Source organism: Streptomyces sp. NBC_01298 (genome assembly GCF_035978755.1).
Classification (GTDB): domain Bacteria; phylum Actinomycetota; class Actinomycetes; order Streptomycetales; family Streptomycetaceae; genus Streptomyces.
Genome location: NZ_CP108414.1, coordinates 146,001 through 165,426 on the forward strand (window position 1 = coordinate 146,001; position 19,426 = coordinate 165,426).

Here is a 19,426-nt window from a genome sequence, read left to right on the forward strand (position 1 = left end):
CGGCTCAGCGGTGGTCGGCCGTGGCGAGGGCGGTGCTCAGCAGGGCGGCGGCCCGGCTGCTGTGCGGCGGCCGCATCAGCCCGTAGTGGTCGGTGGGGACGTCGTGGCGGGTGAAGCCGGCCGCGGCCCGACCGGCCCACCGGTCGGCGGCGTTTTCGCGGCCCCCGGTGCGGGTCTGGAGGAACAGGACCGGGCAGGGGGCGGCCGGCGGTTCGTACGCGGCGGCGGCGCGGATCCCCGTACGGAACACCGCGTAGTGCCGGGCGAGGTCCCGCGGGTCCAGTCCGGGAGCGAAGCCCTCGCGTTCCACCTGTTCGGCGAGGACGGCGAGGCGGGCCGTGGTGCCGGTGACACCCCGCAGCTCGCCGCGAAGGACCGACACGCCCTCGCCGGAAGGGTCGAAGCCGGCGGAGCGGGCCAGGTCCTCGTGGAACCACTCCAGCAGGTCACACTCGTCCGCGGGGACGTGGGCGGGCTCCGGGTAGCCGGTGTCCAGCAGGGCGAGGGTCGCCACCTCCTGCCCCGCGGCCCGCAGCCGGACGGCCATTTCGTAGGCGAGGAGCCCGCCGAAGGACCAGCCGGCCAGATGGTAGGGGCCTTCGGGCCGGATCCGGCGCAGGGCTTCCACGTGCGCCGCGGCCAGCTCCTCGACGGTGGCCCCGGACACCGGGTCGGGGGCGGTGAGCCCGGGCGCCGTCAGGCCGAACACCGGTCGGCCGGGCTCCAGTTCAACAGCCAGGGCCCGGTAGCAGAAGACGTTTCCGCCGATCGGGTGCACGAGGAAGAGCGGGTCGAGCGTACCCTCGGGCCGGATGCGGACCACCGGGTCGGGTCCCGCCCCGGCGTGGCGGCCGCGCAGCAGGTCGGCCTGCCGGGCGACGGTCGGGTGTTCCATGACGGCCGAGACGCCGAGCCGTTCGCCGAAGGCCTGGTTGATCCGGCCGATCAGGCGCAGGGCGTCGATGGAGTGCCCGCCGGACTCGAAGAAGTCGTCGTGGACGCCGACCGGGCCGGCGGCCAGCAGCCGCTCCCAGATCCCGGCGAGGCGGGATTCGAGTGCGTCGCGGGGCGGAGTCGGCTCCGCGCCGCCGCGCAGGTCGGCGGGGTCCGGGTCGGGCAGGGCGGCCCGGTCCAGTTTGCCGTTGGCGGTCAGCGGGAGGGCCTCCAGGGACACCCAGGCGGACGGGACCATGTACTCGGGGAGCCGTTCGCGGGCGTGAACGGCCAGGTCACCGGGGTCGGGTGCGGCGATGGTGCCCGGGCCGGCCGATTCGGGGACGAAGTAGCCGACGAGGCGTTCGCCGCGGGGCAGGACGGCGCAGTCGCGGACGCCGGGGTGTTCGGCGAGGACCGCTTCGATCTCCCCCGGCTCGACGCGGAAGCCGCGGATCTTGAGCTGGTGGTCGGTGCGGCCCGCGTACTCCAGGGCTCCGTCGGGGCGGTGCCGGGCCAGGTCGCCGGTCCGGTAGAGGCGGCGGGTGACGCCGTCGGGGCCGGTGTGCTCGATGAAGCGCTCGGCCGTCAGTTCCGGTCGGCCGTGGTAGCCGTCGGCGAGGCCGACGCCTTCGAGGAAGAGTTCTCCGGTGACGCCGAGGGGGACCTCGGCGAGGCGCCGGTCGAGGACGTGGGTGCGCATGTTGGCGATGGGCCGGCCGATGGGCACGGTGTCGCCGCCGTCGGGCCGGCACTGCCAGTACGTGACGTCCACGGCCGCCTCGGTGGGCCCGTAGAGGTTGTGCAGTTCCACTCCGGGCAGCCGCTCGAAGAACCTGCGCTGCACCTCGTACGGGAGGGCCTCGCCGCTGCACACCACCCGGGTGAGGCCCGCCGCCCTGGTAACGGCCTCGGGTTCGTCGAGGAAGACGCTGAGCATCGACGGGACGAAGTGCACCGTGCTGACGCCCTCGTCGTGGATCAGAGCGGCAAGGTAGCCGGGGTCGCGCTGGCCGCCCGGGCGGGCGAGGACCAGGGTGGCGCCGGTGAGCAGCGGCCAGAAGAGCTCCCACACGGAGACGTCGAAGGTGTACGGCGTCTTGTGGAGCACCCGCTCCCCCGCTGTCAGGCCGTACTCGTCCTGCATCCACAGCAGCCGGTTGGCGATGGCGCGGTGGGAGACCACGACGCCCTTGGGCTTGCCGGTGGATCCCGAGGTGAAGATCATGTACGCCGGGTCGGTGGGGCCGGGGCCCGTGCCGGGACCGGAGACGTCCACGGTGTCGGTCGCGGCGGCCGTCGGGGCGGCCGGGGCGTCCCGAGGGGTGTCCTGAGGGGTGTCCCGAGGCCGTACGACGGTGACCGCGGAGCCCTCCAGCCGGTCCGCCCACGCTCCGTCGGTGACGACCAGGCCGATGCCCGATTCGGCGAGCAGGGACCGCACGCGCGGCGCCGGGTGCTCCGGGTCGAGCGGGACGTAGGCGGCGCCGGACCTCAGGACGGCGAGCAGGACGACGGGCAGGGCGAGGGAGCGTTCCATCAGCAGGCCGACGAAGGTACCGGGGCCGGCGCCCCGTTCGCGCAGGACCGCGCACAGCCGGTCGGCCTGGGCGCCGAGGGCGCGGTAGGTCAGCTCCGCGCCCTCGAAGCGGACGGCGGGGGCGTCGGGCGTCCGCTCGAGCTGCTCATCGATCAGCCGGGTCAGGACGTGCGGCCGCGGGTAGGGAACGGCGGTCCGGTTCCACTCGGCGTAGCGGCGGTGCTCGGCCTCCGGGAGCAGGCCGGCGGCCGTGCAGTCGCGGTCCGGGGCCTCGGACAGGTCGCGCAGGGCGGCCCGGTAGGAGGCGTGCGCGCTCTCCATCTGCTCCTCGGAGAACTGGGCGGCGTCGTAGCGCAGGCCGAGTTCGAGCAGGGAGCCGTCGGGGCTGCGGGAGAACTCGGCGCCGAAGGCGAAGTCGGTGCCGGCTTCCCCGGTCTCCTCCAGCACGGTGAAGCTCCCACCGGTGGGCCCGTCCTGCTCGACGTGGAAGTGGGTGTAGTTGAAGAAGGTCTCGAAGAGCGGGCCGCCCCCGGACAGGCGCTGGATCTCGGCGAGCGGGAAGCGCCGGTACGCGTGCAGTTCGGCCTCCAGCTCGGCGACGTGCGCGACGAGGCCGCGCCAGTGCGTCCCGGTGACCTCGACGCTCAGCGGCAGGGTGTTCAGGAAGGCGCCGACGACCTTGTCCCCGTCCGTCTCCTCGGCCCGCCCGTTGTGGACCACTCCGGTGGTGACCGCGTCGCCGCCGCCCAGCAGGGCCATGACCCGCAGGTGGGCGGCGAGCAGGACCGTGCGCAGCGGTACGCCGCACTCGGCGGCCAGGGTGGTCAGCCGGGCGTGCAGCCCCTGCGGGAGCGGCGCGAGGTACCAGGACATGCGGGTGGGTCCGCCGGTCGCCGCCGGGCGCGCCAGCCGGGTCGCGGGGGCGTCGGCGGCCTTGCCGGTCCAGAACGCGCGCTGCCCGGGGTCGGCCAGGGCGGCCCGTTCGAGGGCGACGAAGGTGGCGAACCGGGAGCGGGGGCCCGCGTCCGGGGAGGGGCCGTCCCCGGGGGTGCGGGCCGCGAGCGCCTCGGTGTAGCAGGAGGCCAGTTCGGTCAGGAGCGAGTGTTCGCTCCAGCCGTCCAGGACGGCGTGGTGCTCGGCGACGAACAGGCGGAGCCGGGTGTCCGAGAGCCGCTGCACGTGGAAGCGGATGAGCGGGGGGCGGTCCCAGGCGAAGGGCCGGTCGCGCTCGGCGGCGTAGCGGGCGGCGACGGCGGTGTCCTGCGCCTCGGGGTCGAGGCCGTGCAGGTCCTCGAAGGTGATCTCCGGACGGGCGCCGCGGTGTACGAGCTGGAGGGGTTCGGTGAATCCGTGCGGGTCGAAGGAGGTGCGCAGCATCTCGTGCCGGGCGGCGAGGACACCGATGGTGGTCCGCCAGGCGGCTTCGGAGAAGGGCGCCTCGACCAGGTAGGAGGCCACGTTGTGGTAGACGCGCCCGCCGGCCGAGGGCAGGTCGCTGTGGTAGAGCATGCCGGCCTGGAGCCGGGTCATCGGGTAGGCGTCCTCCAGGCCCTCGGGCAGGGCGGTGCGGTCCTCGGGGGTGAGCAGCGCGAACGGCTCGCACGGGGCCGCGCCGCCGGGCGCCGGCGCCTGCCGGGTCACGGCGGGGGCGAGTGCGCGGGCCGACTGGCGGCGCATGAGGTCGGCGATGGTGAGGTCGAGGCCGCGCTCCCGGATCCTGGCGAGCACCTGGAGGGAGCGGATGGAGTCCCCGCCGAGGGCGAACCAGTTGTCGAGGGCGCCCACCCGTTCGTGCCCGAGGACCTGCGCGAAGACCTCGGTGAGCGCGGTCTCGACCGGCCCGCGGGGTGCCTCGTAGGCTGCCGAGGGGGTCCGGGCGACCGAGCCGGGGGCGGGCAGGCGGCGGCGGTCGGTCTTGCCGTTGGCGGTCAGCGGGAAGGCGGGCAGGGTGACGAACGCGCCGGGGATCATGTAGCCGGGCAGTCGCCGCTCGAGGTGGGCGCGCAGCTCCTGCACGGTGGGACCGGCGCCGTCCTCGGCCCCGGTCACGGCGAGGTAGCCGACGAGGACGTCGGTCCCCGCGGGATCCGGTGCGACGAGTGCGACCGCGGCGTCGACGCGGGGGTGGGCGGCCAGGGCCGCCTCCACCTCGCCGAGTTCTATCCGGAAGCCGCGCAGTTTGACCTGGTGGTCGATGCGGCCCAGGTACTCGAGGTCCCCGTCGGGCAGGGCGCGCGCCAGATCGCCGGTGCGGTACAGCCGCTCGCCGGCCGAGAGCCCGGCGGGGGCGTCGGCCACGCGGCCGGCGGTGCCGTCGGCGGGCACGGTGGGGAAGCGCTCGGCGGTGAGTTCGGGCCGCCGCAGGTAACCGCGGGCCAGGCCCGCGCCGGCGACGTACAGCTCCCCGACGGCTCCGCGCGGGACGGTGCGGCCGCGTGCGTCGAGCAGGTGCAGGCTCAGGTCGGGGATGGGCACGCCGATGACGCTGCCGCGGCCCTCCTCGGCGTCGCGGGCGGTCAGCGGCCGGTAGGTGACGTGCACGGTGGTCTCGGTGATGCCGTACATGTTGACCAGGCGGGGTGCGGTGTCGCCGTGCCGGGCGAACCAGTCGGCGAGGGCCGCGACGTCGAGGGCCTCCCCGCCGAAGACGACGTGCCGCAGGCTCAGTCCGGACCCGGTCGCACCGGCCGTGCGGTGGTGTTCCTCGTCGGCGCGGGCCAACTGGTAGAAGGCGGAAGGGGTCTGGTTGAGCACGGTGACGCGTTCGGCGCGCAGCAGCCGGTGGAACTCCTCGGGCGAGCGGCTGGTCCCGTACGGGACCACGACGAGGCGGCCGCCATGGGCGAGGGCTCCCCAGAGCTCCCAGACGGAGAAGTCGAAGGCGATCGAGTGGAAGAGGGTCCACACGTCGTCGGGACCGAAGCCGAACCAGTGGTCGGTGGCGGAGAAGAGCCGGGTGACGTTGGAGTGCGGCACGAGGGTGCCCTTGGGCAGGCCGGTGGAGCCGGAGGTGTAGATGACGTAGGCCAGATGGTCCGGGGTCACACCGGTCTGCGGAGCGGTGTCCGGCTGGACGGCCAGGAGCGGGGCGTCGGCGAGCAGGTCGACGGTGTGCAGGGCGGCGGGCAGGGCGGCAGCGGGCAGGGCGGCGGCGGAGTGCGGGTCGGCGGGATCGGGGACGGCGCCGGGGGTGTCCCACAGATCCCGGGTGGCGGTGGTGCCGACGACATGCGCGAGGCGGGCGTCGCCGATGATGTGGCGCAGCCGCTCGGGCGGGTTGTCGGGGTCCAGCGGGAGGTAGGCACCGCCGGCCTTGAGGATGCCGAGCAGACCGACGACGAGGTCGGCGGAGCGGGGCAGGCACAGTCCGACGAGGGTGTCGGGGCCCACGCCGAGGGCGCGCAGCCGGTGGGCGAGCCGGTTGGCCCGGGTGTCGAGCTCGCGGTAGGTGAGGGACGCGCCCTCGTGGACGAGAGCGACGGCCTCCGGGGTGCGGGCGGCGTGGGCCGCGAAGAGCTCGTGGACACAGCGGAGTTCGCCCGGGGCGTGCGGAAGGATGCCGCGGGGCGGGCTCGGAGCATCGCCGGTGAGCGGGGACCCGATGCCGCCGCGCTCGTCGCCCGACAGCATCGGCAGGGAGTCGAGCGGCAGTTCGGGGTGATCGGTGGCGGCGTCGAGAAGGCGGGCGAAGTGCCGGCCGAACTGCTCGATCGTGGCGGCCTCGAACAGGTCGGCGCGGTACTCCAGCCGGCAGCTCGTCACCCCACCGCTGCGTACGACGTCGAAGGTCAGGTCGAACTTGGCCGTTCCGGCGGGCCCTTCGAGCATCCGGGCCTTCGGTCCGGGCAGACCGTCGGTCATGCCGTCCTCGTCGTGCAGGCCGAACATGACGTGGAACAGCGGCGCGTCCTCTCCCGTACGCCCCGGCGCGATCCGGTCGACGACCCGCTCGAAGGGCAGGTCCTGGTGGTCCTGGGCGTCGAGCACGGTGTCCCGTACGCGTTCGAGGTGGATCCGGAACGCGGGGTTGCCCGACAGGTCCGCGCGGATCACCAGCGTGTTGACGAACAGGCCGACGGTGTCCTGGAACTCCTTGCGGTTGCGGCCCGCCACCGGCGTCCCCACGAGCACGTCGTCGGTACCCGTGTACCGGCCCAGCACGATCTGGAAGGCCGCCAGCATCAGCGTGTAGGGGGTGCTGTGCGTGTCGCGGCACAGGCGCTCCATCCGGGCGAGCACCGGGGCCGGCACCTCGAAGGAGTGCAGCGCCGCCGCGCCGGGCGCCGCTCCTGACCCGGGGCGGCCGTCCCGGGGCAGGGGCGCGTCGGGCAGTTCGCCGCCCAACCGCTCCTCCCAGTGGGCGAGCTGGCGCCGGGCGGTCTCGCCCCGGAGCCACTCCTCCTGCCATTCGGAGAAATCGGCGTACTGGTACTCCGGGCCCTCCTCGGCCGGCTCCGACAGCGGATCGTCGGCGCGCCGGGCGTACGCGGCGAGGAGTTCACGGGCGAGGATCCCGACGGACCAGCCGTCGGCGACTATGTGGTGCAGGGCGAGGGCGAGGACGGCGCCGTCGGGGGTGTGCAGCAGGGCCGCGCGGAAGAGCGGTCCGGCCTCCAGGTCGAAGGGCCTGTGGTGTTCGGCGGCCATCCATTCCTCGACGTCCCGGTCCCCGGCCGCGGTGGCCGAGGACCAGGCGAGTACGGCCCCGGTGTCGATGTGCTGCCACAACTCGCCGTCCCGCAGGACGAAGCGGGTGCGCAGCGCCTCGTGCCGGCAGATCAGTTCCTGCGCGCAGTCGCGGAGCGCGGTCTCCTCCACGGGCCCTTCCAGGCCGTAGAAGACCGGCATGTGGTACGTCGGCCGGCCCTCCTCCATCTGCTGGAGGAAGTACATGCGCTGCTGGGCTGCCGATGCGCGGAACGCGCTGAACGACGGCTCCACAGGGCGTTCGATCGGAACGTGACTGGCCAAGACAACTCCCTCGACGCCGCACCGGTGCCTGGTACGCGGCGCATGCTCCGCTTGATTGCCCCTTCAGCCTAGGAACGGTGCGGATTGGGGTGAAGTCGCCTCTTTACGGTCCCGGGTTCACGTGACCGGCATCGCCCGGACGGAGAACCCGCGGCCTTGTCGAGCTCGGGTGGCGCAGAGCGGTGCCGCAGAGCGGTGCCGCAGGCCTGTTCAAGCCTTTTACCTGCTGGTAACTTACAGCGCTGTTACCACCGGTAACGCATGACGACTGTCCCGGTGATCCACGAGACGAATCCGAGGGAACCATGCACCGCATCGCCATGGGGAAGCTGGCAGCCGCAGTTGCCACCGCTCTGGCCGTCACCGCCGCTCCGGCGGCCGCGGCCGCTCCGTCCGCCTCGTCGACGGTCGCGGCGGGCGACTCGTTCTACGCGTACGACGGCAGCACGCCCTTGTCCTCCTTCGCACCGGGCGCCGTGCTCAAGACCCGGACGCTGCAGTACCACGTCCTCGGCATCCCGACGCCGGTCACCGCGATCCAGCTGCTGTTCCGCACCGTCGACGCGCAGGGCCGCCCGTCCGCCGGGGTCACGTCGATCGTGCGCAGCCCCAACGGAGACGGCAGCAAGGCGGTTTCGTACCAGTCGTTCTACGACTCCCTCAACTCCGCGGACTCCCCCTCCCGGGCCATCGCGGGCGACGTCTCGCTCGGCGGCCTGATCGCGAACGGTGAGTCCCTCCTCCTGGTGCCGCTCCTGCTCTCGGGCTACAACGTGATCATCCCGGACAGCGAGGGCCAGAACGCCGACTTCGCGGCCGGCCCGGAGTACGGAACGAACACCCTGGACTCGATCCGGGCCGCGAGCCAGTCCCCGCAGACCGGTCTGAACTCCAACACCCGCATCGGCCTTGCCGGTTACTCGGGCGGGGCCATCGCCACCCACTGGGCGGCCGCACTCGCGCCGGGCTACGCACCGGACGTCGACAGGAGGCTGGTCGGATACGCGGAAGGCGGTCTGCTCGTCGATCCGGCGCACAACCTCAAGTACGTCAGCGGCAGTTCCATCTGGGCCGGCGTCGCACCCATGGCCGTCATCGGGGCGGCGCGTTCCTACGACATCGACTTCGAGCCCTACCTCAACGCCTACGGTCGACAGGTGTTCAAGGAGCTCGAACGCGGTTCGATCGTCAACGCGCTGGGCCAGTACCCGGGACTGACCTGGAAGAAGATGGTCAAGCCGGAGTACGCGAACCCGAATTCGGTTCCCCCCTTCGTCGAGGCGGTCAACAAGCTCAACCTCGGCTCGGCCGCCACACCCAGCGCACCCGGGTTCATCGTCCAGGGCAACGGAGGTGTCCTGGAGGGCACCCTCAGCAACCTCCCGGGCATCGGGACGGGTGACGGGGTCATGGTCGCCGGAGACGTGCGCGCACTGGTCCGGCAGTACTGCGACAAGGGCAACACCGCCATCAAGTACCGGCAGTACGAGCTGCTCAGCCATGTCGGCGCCGCCGTTCCGTGGGCACCCGCCGCCCTCGGCTGGCTGGGCGACAGGTTCGCGGGCAAGACGCCCCCGTCCGACTGCGGCCGGATCCCCGCGGGCAACTCGCTCGCACCGGAGGTCCCCACGGCAAGGCCCTGACACCAGAGGGCGCTGCCCAGGCGCCCGGCCCGGCCCGCCGGCCGAAAGTTGTCCTCTTCGGGTGGCCTGCCGGGCGGGTTGCGGGTCCCGCCCCGTGGTGTCTGGCGCCCGCTCTCCAGGCGGAGGATCATCCGGTGGGCACGGGCCGCCGACCGGCGGCGGCCCGGCCGAGGGCCCGCAACGAGGGGGCCGGGGGGAGGTTCGCATGACCGCCGCGGAACAGCTCGACTGGGCAGCCCTCTTGCGGTTCGACCAGGAGCGGGGGCTGGAGGGCCGCCGACACGACGCGGAGGCCGCCGGCCGCCGGGGCGACGCCCGGGCCAAGGCCCAGTACCTCCAAGAGGTCGCCCAGCTGGACATGCTGCCCAGACTCTGGGAGTTCGGGGTCCCGCTCACCGAGGAGGAGTACCAGGACGCGGGGCGGGTGCGGTCGTGGATGACCCACGAGCAGGCGGCGGCCCGTCACCAGGCCCTGTCCCGGCACCCGTCGCCGGGCTGGAGCCGGGACCCCCACATCCGGTACTTCTGGTCCCCGGACGGCCACCTCATGTACGTGACGACGGCCCGTGACGACGGCCGGTTCGTCGTCAACCACGGTTTCCTGACGCCCGGACGGGCCGACCGGCTTCGCCGGGACACGCCGCGGCTGGCGCACGGCCGGCGATGCCGGGTGACCGGGCGGCGGCCCGCCCGGTGACCGCTCCCCCTGCGGCGCCGGTACCGCCACAGGCCGGATCACGTCGCCTTCGGGCGAGTCGGCGAAGCCATGAACGTCATGGCCAAAGCCGAAGCCGTAGGCCCCCAGCGGGAAGCCCCACAAAAACGGTCACCGACAACGAAGCCCTGCCAGCCCCGTGTGGGGCGCATGCGCATGCCGGCGGCGACGGATCAGCCGCACCGGATCGGTCCGGTGTCGAGGTTGTATTTCACTCCGCCGCGTACCAGCGAGCCGCTCACCCGGATGCACTGCCCCGTCGAGTTGAACCAGGTGTACAACGGTCCGGCGTAGTAGCGAAGGTTGGCCGGATGCTCCTTGGGCGGATCGATGGAGTAGTCGCCGCCCTCGTCGAAGATCGCCACGGTGACGTGCGAGGCGAGGCCGTCGTAGGGACTGGACCAGAACTTCACGCAGTTCTTCTTGGTCGCACCGTTCCAGTAGGTGCGCGCGTAGCCACCCCCGTTGCGCCCCGCCGGATTCTTGGCCCAGTACGTCGTGCCGTCCCAGCTTCCGCTGCACTGCTCGGCGGCGGGGGCCGCCTGTGCGGTGGGGGAGGCAACGAGACCGAGCAGCAGCGCCATGACGCCGACGCCCAGCACCTGCGGTTTGCGTAACCGCTTCTTCAGCAACTTCATTCGCATCTCCTGATGATCAGATGCCGTTGACCCGGCTTGCCCAGGCCATGCCCGGCACGCTCCGCTCCCCGCGGACCGCACGTCCGACGTTTCACGAAATCTCCACTGGGTCCACCACGACGCCCACACCGGGACCGGGTCCGTCTGGTGCGTGCCCTGACATCGGCGCGGAACGGGCGCGACGGGTAGGGGCCGATTCGTGTCCGCGACGACACACTGACCACCCGCCCGGCCATCGCGCGCCGCCTTGTGCGCGCAGCAGGTCCGGAACGGCCGGGCCGCGTGCGCGGTGCGGCTCGGCTCCCACGTGCGTACGGTGCCGGGACACGGCCCTTTGCCCGCGCGCGCGAAGGAGTCGTACGTCCCGTTCCGAGGGCGGGTGCCCCCGTCCCCGCGGCCGCTTCACACAGCAGCACCCCTGCGTCGGCCGCCGCTTGCGCATGCGTCCGATACGGAGGCACCTCGTGGGTCGATGGTCTTGTGCGTGCCGTCAGAAGGCTCGGAGGACGCTCTTGCCGTGGGTGGAGCCGTCGGTGAGCCGCTGTACGGCATGGGCCACGTCGGTCAGGGCGTACTCGGCGGTGACGTCCACGCGCACTTGCCCGTCGGCGACGAGGCCGAGCGCGCGGCGGGCGCTGTCGGCGAGTCGCTCCGGGTGGGTCTGGCTGAGGAGGTTGCTGTTGTAGGTCAGGAGGGATTTCCTTTGCATGAGGAGGTCGTTGGTGTTGGCCAGGACGGGTTCGTAGGTGCTGAGATTTCCGTAGGCCACCAGTCGGCCGTGCGCTGCGAGCCGCTCGAGGCCGGCTTGCCGGGCCGAGCCCCCGACCGGGTCAGGGATCACGTCGAACTTCCCTCTCCGAGCTCGGCCGGGAGGTCCTCGCGCAGCAGGACCTGGTCGTAGCCGAACTGGGCGGCGGATGCGGCCCTGGCGGTGCTGCCTGTCACTCCCACGACTCGGCCGGCGCCGGCGAGTCGGGCGAACTGGGCGGCCAGGGTGCCGGTGCTGACCGGGCCGGCGGCAGCGTGAACCAGCACGCTCTCGCCGGGGCGTACACGCGAGGCCGCGTTGATCAGGTCGTATGCGGCGCACCCCAGCCAAGGCCTGCGGCCGTCCGCAGCGGCAGGGCGCCGATTTCCAGGGCGAGCACGGCGGGTGCCACGGTCACCTCGGCGTAGGCGCCCGCGGTGGTCAGCGCGGCCACGGGCTCACCGATGCGGCCCGGGTCGACGCCATCGCCGACCGCGATGATGTGCCCGGATGCCTCGAAGCCGGGCACGATGGGACGCGGCACGGGGAAGTGGCCGTCCCGGACCATGGTGTCGCCCCACTGGATCCCGGCGTAGGCGACGTGGATCGCCACCTGCCCGGGGCCCGGGCCCGGGACGACCCTCGCACGCGAGGGCGGCATGTCCGGCGCCCAACTGGGCCGCGCCTGCGGGGTGACCCAGCAGAGCATGAGCAGCGTGCTCACCACCATGGAGACCAAGGGACTCGTCCGCCGCGAGACCTCACCGGTCCACGCCAAGGTGCAGATCGCCACCGTCACGGACGAGGACCGGGCCCTCCTGGACCGCGCCTACCAGGAGTTGATCATCCTTGAACGCGCACTCACCGATGCCTTCACACCCACCGAACACGCCGCACCGCGCGAACTCCTGGAGAGGGCCACCACCGTGCTCATCCAGCAAACCCGCCACACCACCGCCCCACCGCTCACCTGAGGCCTCACCACCATCCACGCACGCACGAGCCTGAACCCGCCTTGGACACCAAACGAGTTCCCCCCCTCCCTGCCCCGGCGGGCCTTCTGGGCAGCGCGGCGGACGGGTCGGCGACGGTGAGGCACAGGCACACCGCGACCGCGGCCGGCTGCGGGGCCTCGGCGAGGGATTCAGACAACGGATCGCCGGGCTGACGCGTACAGACGGAGCCGGGCCACGGTCCGCTGCCTCCACCAGCGCCAGCAGCAGCGTCAGGACCACAGCCGCGCGGCCGCGTGCGGCACGCGGGGCCCGCTCCAACGCGCGCGCGGAGGCCCGCCACCCGGCCCACGCCTGCCCGGCCCGCCCGAGAAGACGGACCGCCTCCCGGATTCGAGTCCGCCCGCGCCCAGTCGTCCGCGCCCACGTGGATGGCGAAGCGTCCGCGGCCCCGCGGCAGGGGTGGGAGCCCAGCGGGCGGAGCTCAACTCGGTTGGCACGGCTGCGGCCCGCCGTTCTGAGCCTGGTGCGCCGGGAGGACCGGCTGCTCCCCGCCCTCACCGGCCCCGGCAGCCGGCTCATCGGCCTGACCACGCACACGCTCGACGGGCGAAACGGCCCACCGAAAATACCGATGGGCCGTCACGAGTAGTCGAGGCTAAGGCTTCGCCACTGTCGCTACACGGCGGCGAAGGTGAAGGAGCCGTTGGCGCAGGCACTGATATACGGAACTCCCTGGGAGTTCTTGGTCATGGTGCATTCCTGGAGCTGGATGTACCGCAGGCTGGATGCGAAGTTGTACTCGCCTATGTTCACGACCGCCTGGTTGCCATTCGCGTTCTTCACCTCCTCGTACCGAGTGCCGTTGTCCGCGTAGATGGCCACGATCTTGAGGGCCGCGCCCTTCCCATCGCTGGCGGTGTCCTTGAGCTCGCCGTTCAGGTGCCAGCGGCCGTCCGACGTCTTCCAGAAGGTTCCGTGCGCCCAGGCGCCCGCGATGTCCCCGCTGGAGTGGGTCACGTCGTACGTCCCGCCCGCGGCCTGCGCGGGCCCGGCCACAAGAGCCACAATGGCGGGTACGACGACGAGGCCGAGAGCGCACTTGATTCGGGTCTTCATCAGGATCCTTCGTTTCGGACAGAGATCGGCCTGGCTGGCCTGCCGGGAACGGTGGCAGACGGCAATCTCAGCGGTATAGGAAAAAACCGCAGTCCCAGCGGACTGGGCACCGGGCCGACCACCCCGCTCGCCGTGCCGCGCAGGCGCGTTCCACCGGGACTACCCCCCGGCTCTTGGCAGCAGCGCGCTGGTCGGCTGGTTCGTGAGCCGGTCGAGGGGCCGCGGCTGGAGGGCATGGTGCGCGACCAGAACACCGGGGGCGCAGCCGACCATGGCTTTGAAGTCTCGGTTCAGATGGGCCTGATCGTAGAAGTCGCAGACGGCAGCGACGTGGACCGGGGGGTGACCCGCTGCCAGCAGACGTAGCGCCCACCGTAGACGAGCCATCCGGGCGACACGTCGTGGCGGCAGGCCGATCTGTTCACGGAATCGCCCTTCGAGGTGGCGTTGGCTCCAGCCGACGGAACGGGACACGCGGCTGATCGGCTCCGTCCCGGTTGTGCGGGTCAGATGCTGCCAGGCGTGCACAACCTGGGCCGCGGCCTCTCGGCCGCGTGTCCGGCGGTCCAGGAGGAAGGCGTCGACTAATGCGAAGGCATCGGACCAGTCCAGGGCGTGGGCGAGTTGTTCCTCGAGCAGGCCACCAGCCGGGCCGACGACATCGATCAGGGGCAGGATGCTCCCCTGGATCTCGTGCATGGCCAGGTCCAAGACCGTGAAAGCCAACCAGGGTTCGAGGAGGACTTCGATGCCCCTGATGCGGCCGCTGTGCTCTCCCAGCGCGGCCCGGGTCTCCAGGCCCGCCACCAGCGAGGCGTGCGGGGTCCAGGCCGGCTCGTCGCATTCCGAGCTGGGCATCCGCGAGATGTACAGCGGGTCGCCGAAATTGAAGATCATCGAAACCGCGCCGATGGGCATCTCGATGCGGCGCTGCGCGCGGTGCATGGCAAGTCGGTAGCCGCGGTAGCCCCGCACGCCTGCGCCTAGACGCGGATCGGCGCGCGCAGTGATCAGGGTCCACGCACCGTCGGCGGATATGCCAGCGGTGCGCCGGTAGCGGCGTCCGTCGTATCGGAAGGCACCGGTGCCAGTCGCCTCGGGATGATGCTGGTGTCGGAACTCGAGCATGATGCGCTCCTTCGCCGGGCTTGGACCTGCATCCAACCAGTTGGGTCAGGGCTGAACTTGGCAAGCCGTTTATCCACCGTTGTCGAACTGGGCTCGCACTTGTTCGGAGTTTCCCCAGTTCACCGCATGTGCGAGAGGTGGGCCCCCGATCCTGTGCTCAGGGCTGACGCAGCACGGAGGCCGGGATCGTGAGGCGGGCCACCCGCCACGGCTCCACCCGCCCGCCGGCTCGAAGAACCGGCGGCCAGGCCCCCGCTGCGATGTCGGGTATTCCCTCGCCACCGGCGAGTCCTACACCCGACCCGCACACCACAAGAAAGGGATGAAGCCCCGTCGGACGATCGATGACGGCCGTGATCGCGGCACCGGCCGAACGTCACTCTGTGCGTGAGGCACTGCGCTCCGATCTGCCCGCCGCCCACATGGGGCTGGGCGTGACCGTCATCGTCTTGATCGTGGTCGCCAGCTTCTCTGACCCCGATGGACCTTGATCGTTTCCGGTGCATTCACGGCCTGGTTCTTTCTTGCAGTGGCACTGATTCACATCGGCAGCGGCCGCGGCCGGGATGCCGTTCGACGGGCCTCCATCGCCACGTTCGGCTGGGGCAACTGGATCTGAAGGACTTTCGTCGCCTGCCCCTCCAATCGAAGCCGGAAGTCGTGCCCGATCTCGGGCGGGCCGACGAGGCCGAGTGGATCTCCTATGACGGGGAGATCCAGGAAGCGGTCCTTTGGTTCGGCTTGCTCGGACGGCGGACATCCTTGCCCACCCCGGTGCGCAAAGCCACCCTGCTGCCCTGCGGTGCTTCGCTCGCCGGACGCGGCCTGCCGGAGCCGGCCGTGAGACCGGTCGGCCGCTACCTCTACGAACCTGACGCCGCCGTCGTCTATGCGCGTCTGGTTGCCGAGGTAGCCCAGGACGTCACTGGTGGTCTCGTCGATGAAGGCGGTGCGCTCATCACCGCCACCGAGCTGCACCACACCCCTTTCGCGACCGCGTACGAGATAACGAAGATGCTGCCGTTCAACAGAGCGGCTTTCAGGGCAACACTGCGCGAGCGCGCGGTCGGCCGGGTGGTGGTGGCAGCGCGGGGCTTGGGGACCGAGCCGGACGAGTTCCAGCACGAACTCGCCCCACAGAACCCCGACGCGGCAACGGTGTTCATCACCGGCACCGCAGACCGCCCCACGGTGCTGATCGTCAGTCCCATCCCGGACACGCGGGAACCGCAGCCCAAGCCGGCGCGTACCGGGGGCTAAAGCACCAGACGCTTCATGGCGGGAAGAAGTGCCCTTTCAGGTCAATCCAGGCGATGTGCTGCCGGCAGCCATTCGACTTCGTCGTCGCCGCTTCGGAGATCTCCCCTGAACGTCAGCGCCTCACGACCGATGCCCAGCGCATCGAGCAGGATGTCGATGGCTGCTTCGTCGTCGTCCGTTTCGTTGATGACGGACACGATGGTGTCCGTCATCGGGCTGTACTCCATGCGGTGGAGCGCAAAGTGCACGCCACGGATCTGGATCATCGCGACATCGACGGGGCTCAGTTCCTCCCAGCCCCGCTCGGTTGTCAGCTTCAACCGGCCCGCCACGGAGTCCAGCGACGGTGCAAGGCCTGCCACTACACGGAATAGACCCGAGACGTACCACCACATGCTTGTCTGCCACGCAGGGTTCGGATTCGCACGCGCCGAGACCGGTGCATCCAGCCAGCCGGCTTCCGGGCCAGGCACGTCAAGATTCATGACCCTCCACCCCCGCTTTTGTCCGCACCCTACTCGGCTCGTGTGGCCGAGCCCGCCGGGGCCCCACTGCAAGCCACAGCCGGCCGGCGACTCGCCCACACCGGATCATGACCGGGCCCGCCCGACACCGGCCGCCTGACCGACTCCCGTCCGTCCGCGTCATCCTGCCCGACAGCGAGGTAGCCGGTCGGCTCGTACACCGCCGGTGGGAGACCGCGTGCTGGCACGAGAGCCCCCACCAGGAATCACCATGTGTGTTTACGTAACCGCATTCCGGTAACACTAGGTAGCTACAAGCAGTCAGAACCCGACGGAAGGCAGGAACATGCCCCTCGTTACCGTGCTCATCCTCGTCGCGGTCCCCGCCCTCATCGCCATGTTGGCCGCGGCCCCCAGCGCCCCCGCCCGGCGCAACCCCTTCCCTGGTCGGCGCAGCCGGGCCACCCACCGCCGCACCACCGCCGCCCGGCCGACCGGACTTCCCCACCAGCGGAGCGCCCACCACCACGCACGCTGACACGGCGCCGTCTTCCCCGGCTACACGTCCGCCGGGGCCGGCCGCCCAGGGCACGATGGGGGTCGGAATGGGAACCCGTAGCGTACCCGCGGCCGAGGGTCTGGCCTAGCGTGGCGCCCGGCTCATGTCACCTCAGGAGCTGTGCGTCGCGCTCCCGCTCCGACGGCGGCCCCGGTGTCAGGTGGTAGACGGCGAAGGCCCGGTCGATGACGGGCATGGCGACGTTGCGTACCCGCACTCCTGCGGCGGTCATGCCGTGTTCCGTGCCGAGGTGGGCGTGTCCGTGGACCGCGAGGTCGGCTCCGGCCGCGTCCATCGCCTCGGCCAGGAGGTAGCTGCCGAGGAAGGGGTGGATCTCGACGGGCTCGCCCGCCAGTGTGTCCGGCACCGGTGAGTAATGCGTCAGGGCGATCCGCAGGTCGCAGCCCCGGTCCGAGAGGTCGCGCAGGGACTGTTCGAGGCCCTGCGCGCAGCGCTGGGTGAGGCGGATGAACGCCTTCATCTCCGGCTCGCCGAAATCGCTGCCGCTGCGCCCCGCGAATCCTCCGCAGAAGCCCTTGGTGCCCGCGACGCCTACCCGTCGGCCCCGGACGTCGAGGACCACTCCGCTGCCCTCCAGGACGTGTACGCCGCACGAGGTGAGTTCCCGGGCCACGGCGTCCTGCTGGTCGCTCTGGTAGTCGTGGTTGCCTAGGACCGCCACCACCGGCACGGGCAGGTCCCCGACCTCGCCGGCCACCACCCGTGCCTCCTCCGCCGTCCCGTGCCGGGTGAGGTCACCGGCGAGCAGCAGCAGGTCGGCGCAGTCCCCGAGAGTTTCGAAGGCCGGCCGCAGGGTTCCCCGGCTGTCGGGTCCGAGGTGGATGTCCCCGACGGCGGCGACGCGGATCACGGGAGTTCCTCCGGACGGGGGGACAGATGCGGACGGTTCACCGTCAGGTCCGCCCGCCAGGGGACGTCGTCGAACTCCTCGGCCGCCGCGCGCAGGACGGCCTCGCGGCAGGCGTCGCTGCAGACGCTCCCCCTCAGGACGGCGTGCGCACCGTGCACGTCGATCTGAAGCCCGAGTTCGGCGATGTCCTCCCGGGCCAGGCGGGCACGCAGGTGCTCGATGCGGTACTCGATGAACTCTCCCGTGCTCATGGCGTCTCCCCTCCACGGTCCGTCCCGTCGATGATCTTGAGGCGTTCCAGGGCGTACAGGAAGGCGTCCGCCAGGGGATCCGCGCGGTGGTCACGGTCGAGGCGGGGCCAGTCGATCTGCTCGCGCAGCATGCGGGCCATGGGCAGGAGGTCGCCGAAGTCGCAGTAGTGCTCGCAGAGCGCGGCGAGTCTGCTGTCCATGAGGTCCGTGGGAGCCAGGACCGGCATCCATACCGAGTCGACCACCCTTGCCTCGGCCCGCTCCAGGAGCTCACCGCTGACGGGGCGGCGGGCCAGCTCGAAGATCAGGTCGATCTCCTCACCTCCGGAACGGCCCTTCACCAGCCAGTCCTCGGGGGCACGCCGCATCGCGATCCCTCCGGCCGCCAGTGCCTCGATCGCCGCGTCGGCGTCCTCGGGACGCACGCAGAAATCGGTGTCGTGCTGGAAGTTCGCCGGCAGCCCGTGGGCGAAGGCGGCCACACTGCCGGCCAGGGCGAACGGCAGACCCGATGCCTTGAGGAGTGCGGCCACCCGTTTGGTGGTCTGCAGGATCGCCTGGGTGTGGTCCTGCGGCAGGCTCCCGTCCGGGGCGGCCCCTCCGAGCACCTCCCGCGGGGGCCCGAGGTCCAGGGGCAGAGCCGCGTCGGTATCCACAAACCGCTCCTTCCAACGAAGGGAGATCACTGGTCCGCACGCCAGGCGTCTGACCCGTTTGCTCCCGTCAAAACGCCCGATGTCCTCCCCCCTCGATCAGCCCGCCCCTGGGGTGTGCGGCACGTAGAGCCCAGGGGCGTGCGGCAAGGAGCACCTCTGGAGCAAGAGCACCGACGTGCGCGGGCACCGGTTCCCGCCCCTGCCGTACGACTGTTCCTGCCAGGCCTGGACCCTGCGCGCGCAGGCCCACCCCGACACCAGCAGAAGGCCGCTGTGCGGCTGCGGACCGGGGGCGGGTCCCTGGTGGCCCGATCGCTGCCGCGACGGCGCGAGCACGTCACGGACGACCTCGGCGGCCGCGGCTTGGCCCGCACCCGCGTCCTGGCCCGTCTGACCCGGCTGCTGGACCTGGGATCCCTGCGGATCGGGGGCGAGCGCTACGCCCGGGACAACGGGAGCCACGGGCTCACCACCCTGCTGCGCGAACACGCCTCCTGCCGGAGCGGCGAGATCCGGCTCGCCTTCCCCGCCAAGTCCGGCAGGACCGTGCCCCGTACGCTCATCGACGAGCAAGCCCCTGCCGTGGTCAGCGCACTGCTCAGGCGCAAGGACCCGGGGACGCCGCTCGTCTCCGTCACGGCGAAGGACTTCAGGACCTGGTACGCCAACGTCCTGGCCGCGGTCGCCTGGCCGTTTCCCAGAACACCACCGACACCTCCCCCGCCCGGCGTTCCAAGGTCGTGGCCCGCGCCGTGCGCGAGGTCCGCGAGTGCCTCGGGAACACGCCGGCCGTGCGCCGTGCCCTCCTACATCGACCCCCGGGTCATCGAGCTCAACGAGGGCGGCGACACCATCGCTCCCGCCTTGGGCCGGCTGGGCGAGGACGGCCTGTTCGGGTGGCCGTCCGCGCACGGCGGGGTCGAGCGCGCCGTCCTGGAGCTCCTGCGCCCGGGCCGCTCCTGACGGATGCTGCCCGG

The 19,426-nt window shown here is 71.8% G+C and carries 19 protein-coding genes; 8 read left to right on the forward strand and 11 right to left on the reverse strand.

Going from position 1 to position 19,426, the window contains the following annotated elements; translation table 11 throughout:
• Positions 1-4 precede the first annotated feature (4 nt).
• Complete coding sequence (locus OG730_RS00690) at positions 5-7,444, reverse strand: non-ribosomal peptide synthetase (protein WP_327302223.1); 7,440 nt, start codon at positions 7,442-7,444, stop codon at positions 5-7.
• A 305-nt stretch (positions 7,445-7,749) separates the two neighbouring features.
• Here OG730_RS00690 and OG730_RS00695 point away from each other — a divergent pair, with 305 nt between their 5' ends.
• Both OG730_RS00695 and OG730_RS00700 read left to right on the forward strand, forming a co-directional pair.
• The gene (locus OG730_RS00695; protein ID WP_327302224.1) at positions 7,750-9,087 is read left to right on the forward strand and encodes a lipase family protein; all 1,338 of its coding nucleotides are present in this window, start codon (positions 7,750-7,752) and stop codon (positions 9,085-9,087) included.
• Between the two features lie 205 nt (positions 9,088-9,292).
• Entirely contained in the window at positions 9,293-9,784 is a 492-nt protein-coding gene (locus OG730_RS00700) for a hypothetical protein (protein WP_327302225.1), read from the forward strand.
• Between the two features lie 191 nt (positions 9,785-9,975).
• Here the strand turns inward: OG730_RS00700 and OG730_RS00705 are convergent, their stop codons facing one another.
• From OG730_RS00705 to OG730_RS00720, 4 genes are all read right to left on the reverse strand, one after another.
• Positions 9,976-10,440, reverse strand: a complete 465-nt coding sequence (locus tag OG730_RS00705) for a hypothetical protein (protein WP_327302226.1) — start codon at positions 10,438-10,440, stop codon at positions 9,976-9,978.
• A 490-nt stretch (positions 10,441-10,930) separates the two neighbouring features.
• On the reverse strand, positions 10,931-11,281 hold the full coding sequence (locus tag OG730_RS00710) for a zinc-binding dehydrogenase (protein WP_327302227.1): 351 nt from the start codon (positions 11,279-11,281) through the stop codon (positions 10,931-10,933).
• On the reverse strand, positions 11,278-11,475 hold the full coding sequence (locus OG730_RS00715; RefSeq protein ID WP_327302228.1) for a zinc-binding dehydrogenase: 198 nt from the start codon (positions 11,473-11,475) through the stop codon (positions 11,278-11,280). The genes OG730_RS00710 and OG730_RS00715 overlap by 4 nt, the downstream gene beginning before the upstream one ends.
• A 35-nt stretch (positions 11,476-11,510) precedes the next feature.
• The gene (locus OG730_RS00720; RefSeq protein ID WP_327302229.1) at positions 11,511-11,918 is read right to left on the reverse strand and encodes an alcohol dehydrogenase catalytic domain-containing protein; all 408 of its coding nucleotides are present in this window, start codon (positions 11,916-11,918) and stop codon (positions 11,511-11,513) included.
• On the opposite strand from OG730_RS00720, the gene OG730_RS00725 reads away from it, so the two are divergent.
• On the forward strand, positions 11,848-12,162 hold the full coding sequence (locus OG730_RS00725) for a MarR family winged helix-turn-helix transcriptional regulator (RefSeq protein ID WP_327302230.1): 315 nt from the start codon (positions 11,848-11,850) through the stop codon (positions 12,160-12,162). The two genes, OG730_RS00720 and OG730_RS00725, sit on opposite strands and share 71 nt — an antisense overlap.
• 472 nt (positions 12,163-12,634) lie before the next feature.
• The gene (locus tag OG730_RS00730; RefSeq protein WP_327302231.1) at positions 12,635-12,793 is read left to right on the forward strand and encodes a hypothetical protein; all 159 of its coding nucleotides are present in this window, start codon (positions 12,635-12,637) and stop codon (positions 12,791-12,793) included.
• A gap of 26 nt (positions 12,794-12,819) precedes the next feature.
• Here the strand turns inward: OG730_RS00730 and OG730_RS00735 are convergent, their stop codons facing one another.
• Positions 12,820-13,260 carry a hypothetical protein gene (locus tag OG730_RS00735; RefSeq protein ID WP_327302232.1) on the reverse strand — a complete coding sequence of 147 codons (441 nt, stop codon included), beginning with the start codon at positions 13,258-13,260 and terminating at the stop codon, positions 12,820-12,822.
• Positions 13,261-13,419: 159 nt separating this feature from the next.
• Positions 13,420-14,388 carry a helix-turn-helix domain-containing protein gene (locus tag OG730_RS00740; RefSeq protein WP_327302233.1) on the reverse strand — a complete coding sequence of 323 codons (969 nt, stop codon included), beginning with the start codon at positions 14,386-14,388 and terminating at the stop codon, positions 13,420-13,422.
• Between the two features lie 344 nt (positions 14,389-14,732).
• Between OG730_RS00740 and OG730_RS00745 the strand changes: the two genes are divergently transcribed.
• Both OG730_RS00745 and OG730_RS00750 read left to right on the forward strand, forming a co-directional pair.
• The gene (locus OG730_RS00745) at positions 14,733-14,879 is read left to right on the forward strand and encodes a hypothetical protein (protein WP_327302234.1); all 147 of its coding nucleotides are present in this window, start codon (positions 14,733-14,735) and stop codon (positions 14,877-14,879) included.
• Positions 14,869-15,648 carry a THUMP-like domain-containing protein gene (locus OG730_RS00750; protein ID WP_327302235.1) on the forward strand — a complete coding sequence of 260 codons (780 nt, stop codon included), beginning with the start codon at positions 14,869-14,871 and terminating at the stop codon, positions 15,646-15,648. Before OG730_RS00745 ends, OG730_RS00750 begins: the two co-directional genes overlap by 11 nt.
• Positions 15,649-15,689: 41 nt before the next feature.
• Here the strand turns inward: OG730_RS00750 and OG730_RS00755 are convergent, their stop codons facing one another.
• Entirely contained in the window at positions 15,690-16,133 is a 444-nt protein-coding gene (locus OG730_RS00755; protein WP_327302236.1) for a hypothetical protein, read from the reverse strand.
• Between the two features lie 325 nt (positions 16,134-16,458).
• Between OG730_RS00755 and OG730_RS00760 the strand changes: the two genes are divergently transcribed.
• Entirely contained in the window at positions 16,459-16,650 is a 192-nt protein-coding gene (locus OG730_RS00760) for a hypothetical protein (protein ID WP_327302237.1), read from the forward strand.
• 127 nt (positions 16,651-16,777) lie between these two features.
• Here the strand turns inward: OG730_RS00760 and OG730_RS00765 are convergent, their stop codons facing one another.
• From OG730_RS00765 to OG730_RS00775, 3 genes are read right to left on the reverse strand one after another with little or no spacing between them, the layout of a single operon-like run.
• Positions 16,778-17,542 (reverse strand): metallophosphoesterase family protein, encoded by a 765-nt coding sequence (locus tag OG730_RS00765; RefSeq protein WP_327302238.1) that lies wholly within the window; start codon positions 17,540-17,542, stop codon positions 16,778-16,780.
• Positions 17,539-17,793 carry a hypothetical protein gene (locus tag OG730_RS00770; RefSeq protein WP_327302239.1) on the reverse strand — a complete coding sequence of 85 codons (255 nt, stop codon included), beginning with the start codon at positions 17,791-17,793 and terminating at the stop codon, positions 17,539-17,541. Before OG730_RS00770 ends, OG730_RS00765 begins: the two co-directional genes overlap by 4 nt.
• The gene (locus tag OG730_RS00775; RefSeq protein WP_327302240.1) at positions 17,790-18,449 is read right to left on the reverse strand and encodes a nucleotidyltransferase family protein; all 660 of its coding nucleotides are present in this window, start codon (positions 18,447-18,449) and stop codon (positions 17,790-17,792) included. The genes OG730_RS00770 and OG730_RS00775 overlap by 4 nt, the downstream gene beginning before the upstream one ends.
• 303 nt (positions 18,450-18,752) lie before the next feature.
• Here OG730_RS00775 and OG730_RS00780 point away from each other — a divergent pair, with 303 nt between their 5' ends.
• Complete coding sequence (locus OG730_RS00780; RefSeq protein WP_327302241.1) at positions 18,753-19,412, forward strand: hypothetical protein; 660 nt, start codon at positions 18,753-18,755, stop codon at positions 19,410-19,412.
• Positions 19,413-19,426 lie beyond the last annotated feature (14 nt).

Coding starts and splice junctions, on each gene's coding strand:
- OG730_RS00735 (WP_327302232.1), bottom strand. CDS start 13,260: ATGAAGACCCGAATCAAGTGCGCTCTCGGCCTCGTCGTCGTACCCGCC.
- OG730_RS00705 (WP_327302226.1), bottom strand. CDS start 10,440: ATGAAGTTGCTGAAGAAGCGGTTACGCAAACCGCAGGTGCTGGGCGTC.
- OG730_RS00720 (WP_327302229.1), bottom strand. CDS start 11,918: ATGGTGGTGAGCACGCTGCTCATGCTCTGCTGGGTCACCCCGCAGGCG.
- OG730_RS00770 (WP_327302239.1), bottom strand. CDS start 17,793: ATGAGCACGGGAGAGTTCATCGAGTACCGCATCGAGCACCTGCGTGCC.
- OG730_RS00740 (WP_327302233.1), bottom strand. CDS start 14,388: ATGCTCGAGTTCCGACACCAGCATCATCCCGAGGCGACTGGCACCGGT.
- OG730_RS00695 (WP_327302224.1), top strand. CDS start 7,750: ATGCACCGCATCGCCATGGGGAAGCTGGCAGCCGCAGTTGCCACCGCT.
- OG730_RS00700 (WP_327302225.1), top strand. CDS start 9,293: ATGACCGCCGCGGAACAGCTCGACTGGGCAGCCCTCTTGCGGTTCGAC.
- OG730_RS00725 (WP_327302230.1), top strand. CDS start 11,848: ATGTCCGGCGCCCAACTGGGCCGCGCCTGCGGGGTGACCCAGCAGAGC.
- OG730_RS00755 (WP_327302236.1), bottom strand. CDS start 16,133: ATGAATCTTGACGTGCCTGGCCCGGAAGCCGGCTGGCTGGATGCACCG.
- OG730_RS00750 (WP_327302235.1), top strand. CDS start 14,869: ATGGACCTTGATCGTTTCCGGTGCATTCACGGCCTGGTTCTTTCTTGC.
- OG730_RS00745 (WP_327302234.1), top strand. CDS start 14,733: ATGACGGCCGTGATCGCGGCACCGGCCGAACGTCACTCTGTGCGTGAG.
- OG730_RS00760 (WP_327302237.1), top strand. CDS start 16,459: ATGCCCCTCGTTACCGTGCTCATCCTCGTCGCGGTCCCCGCCCTCATC.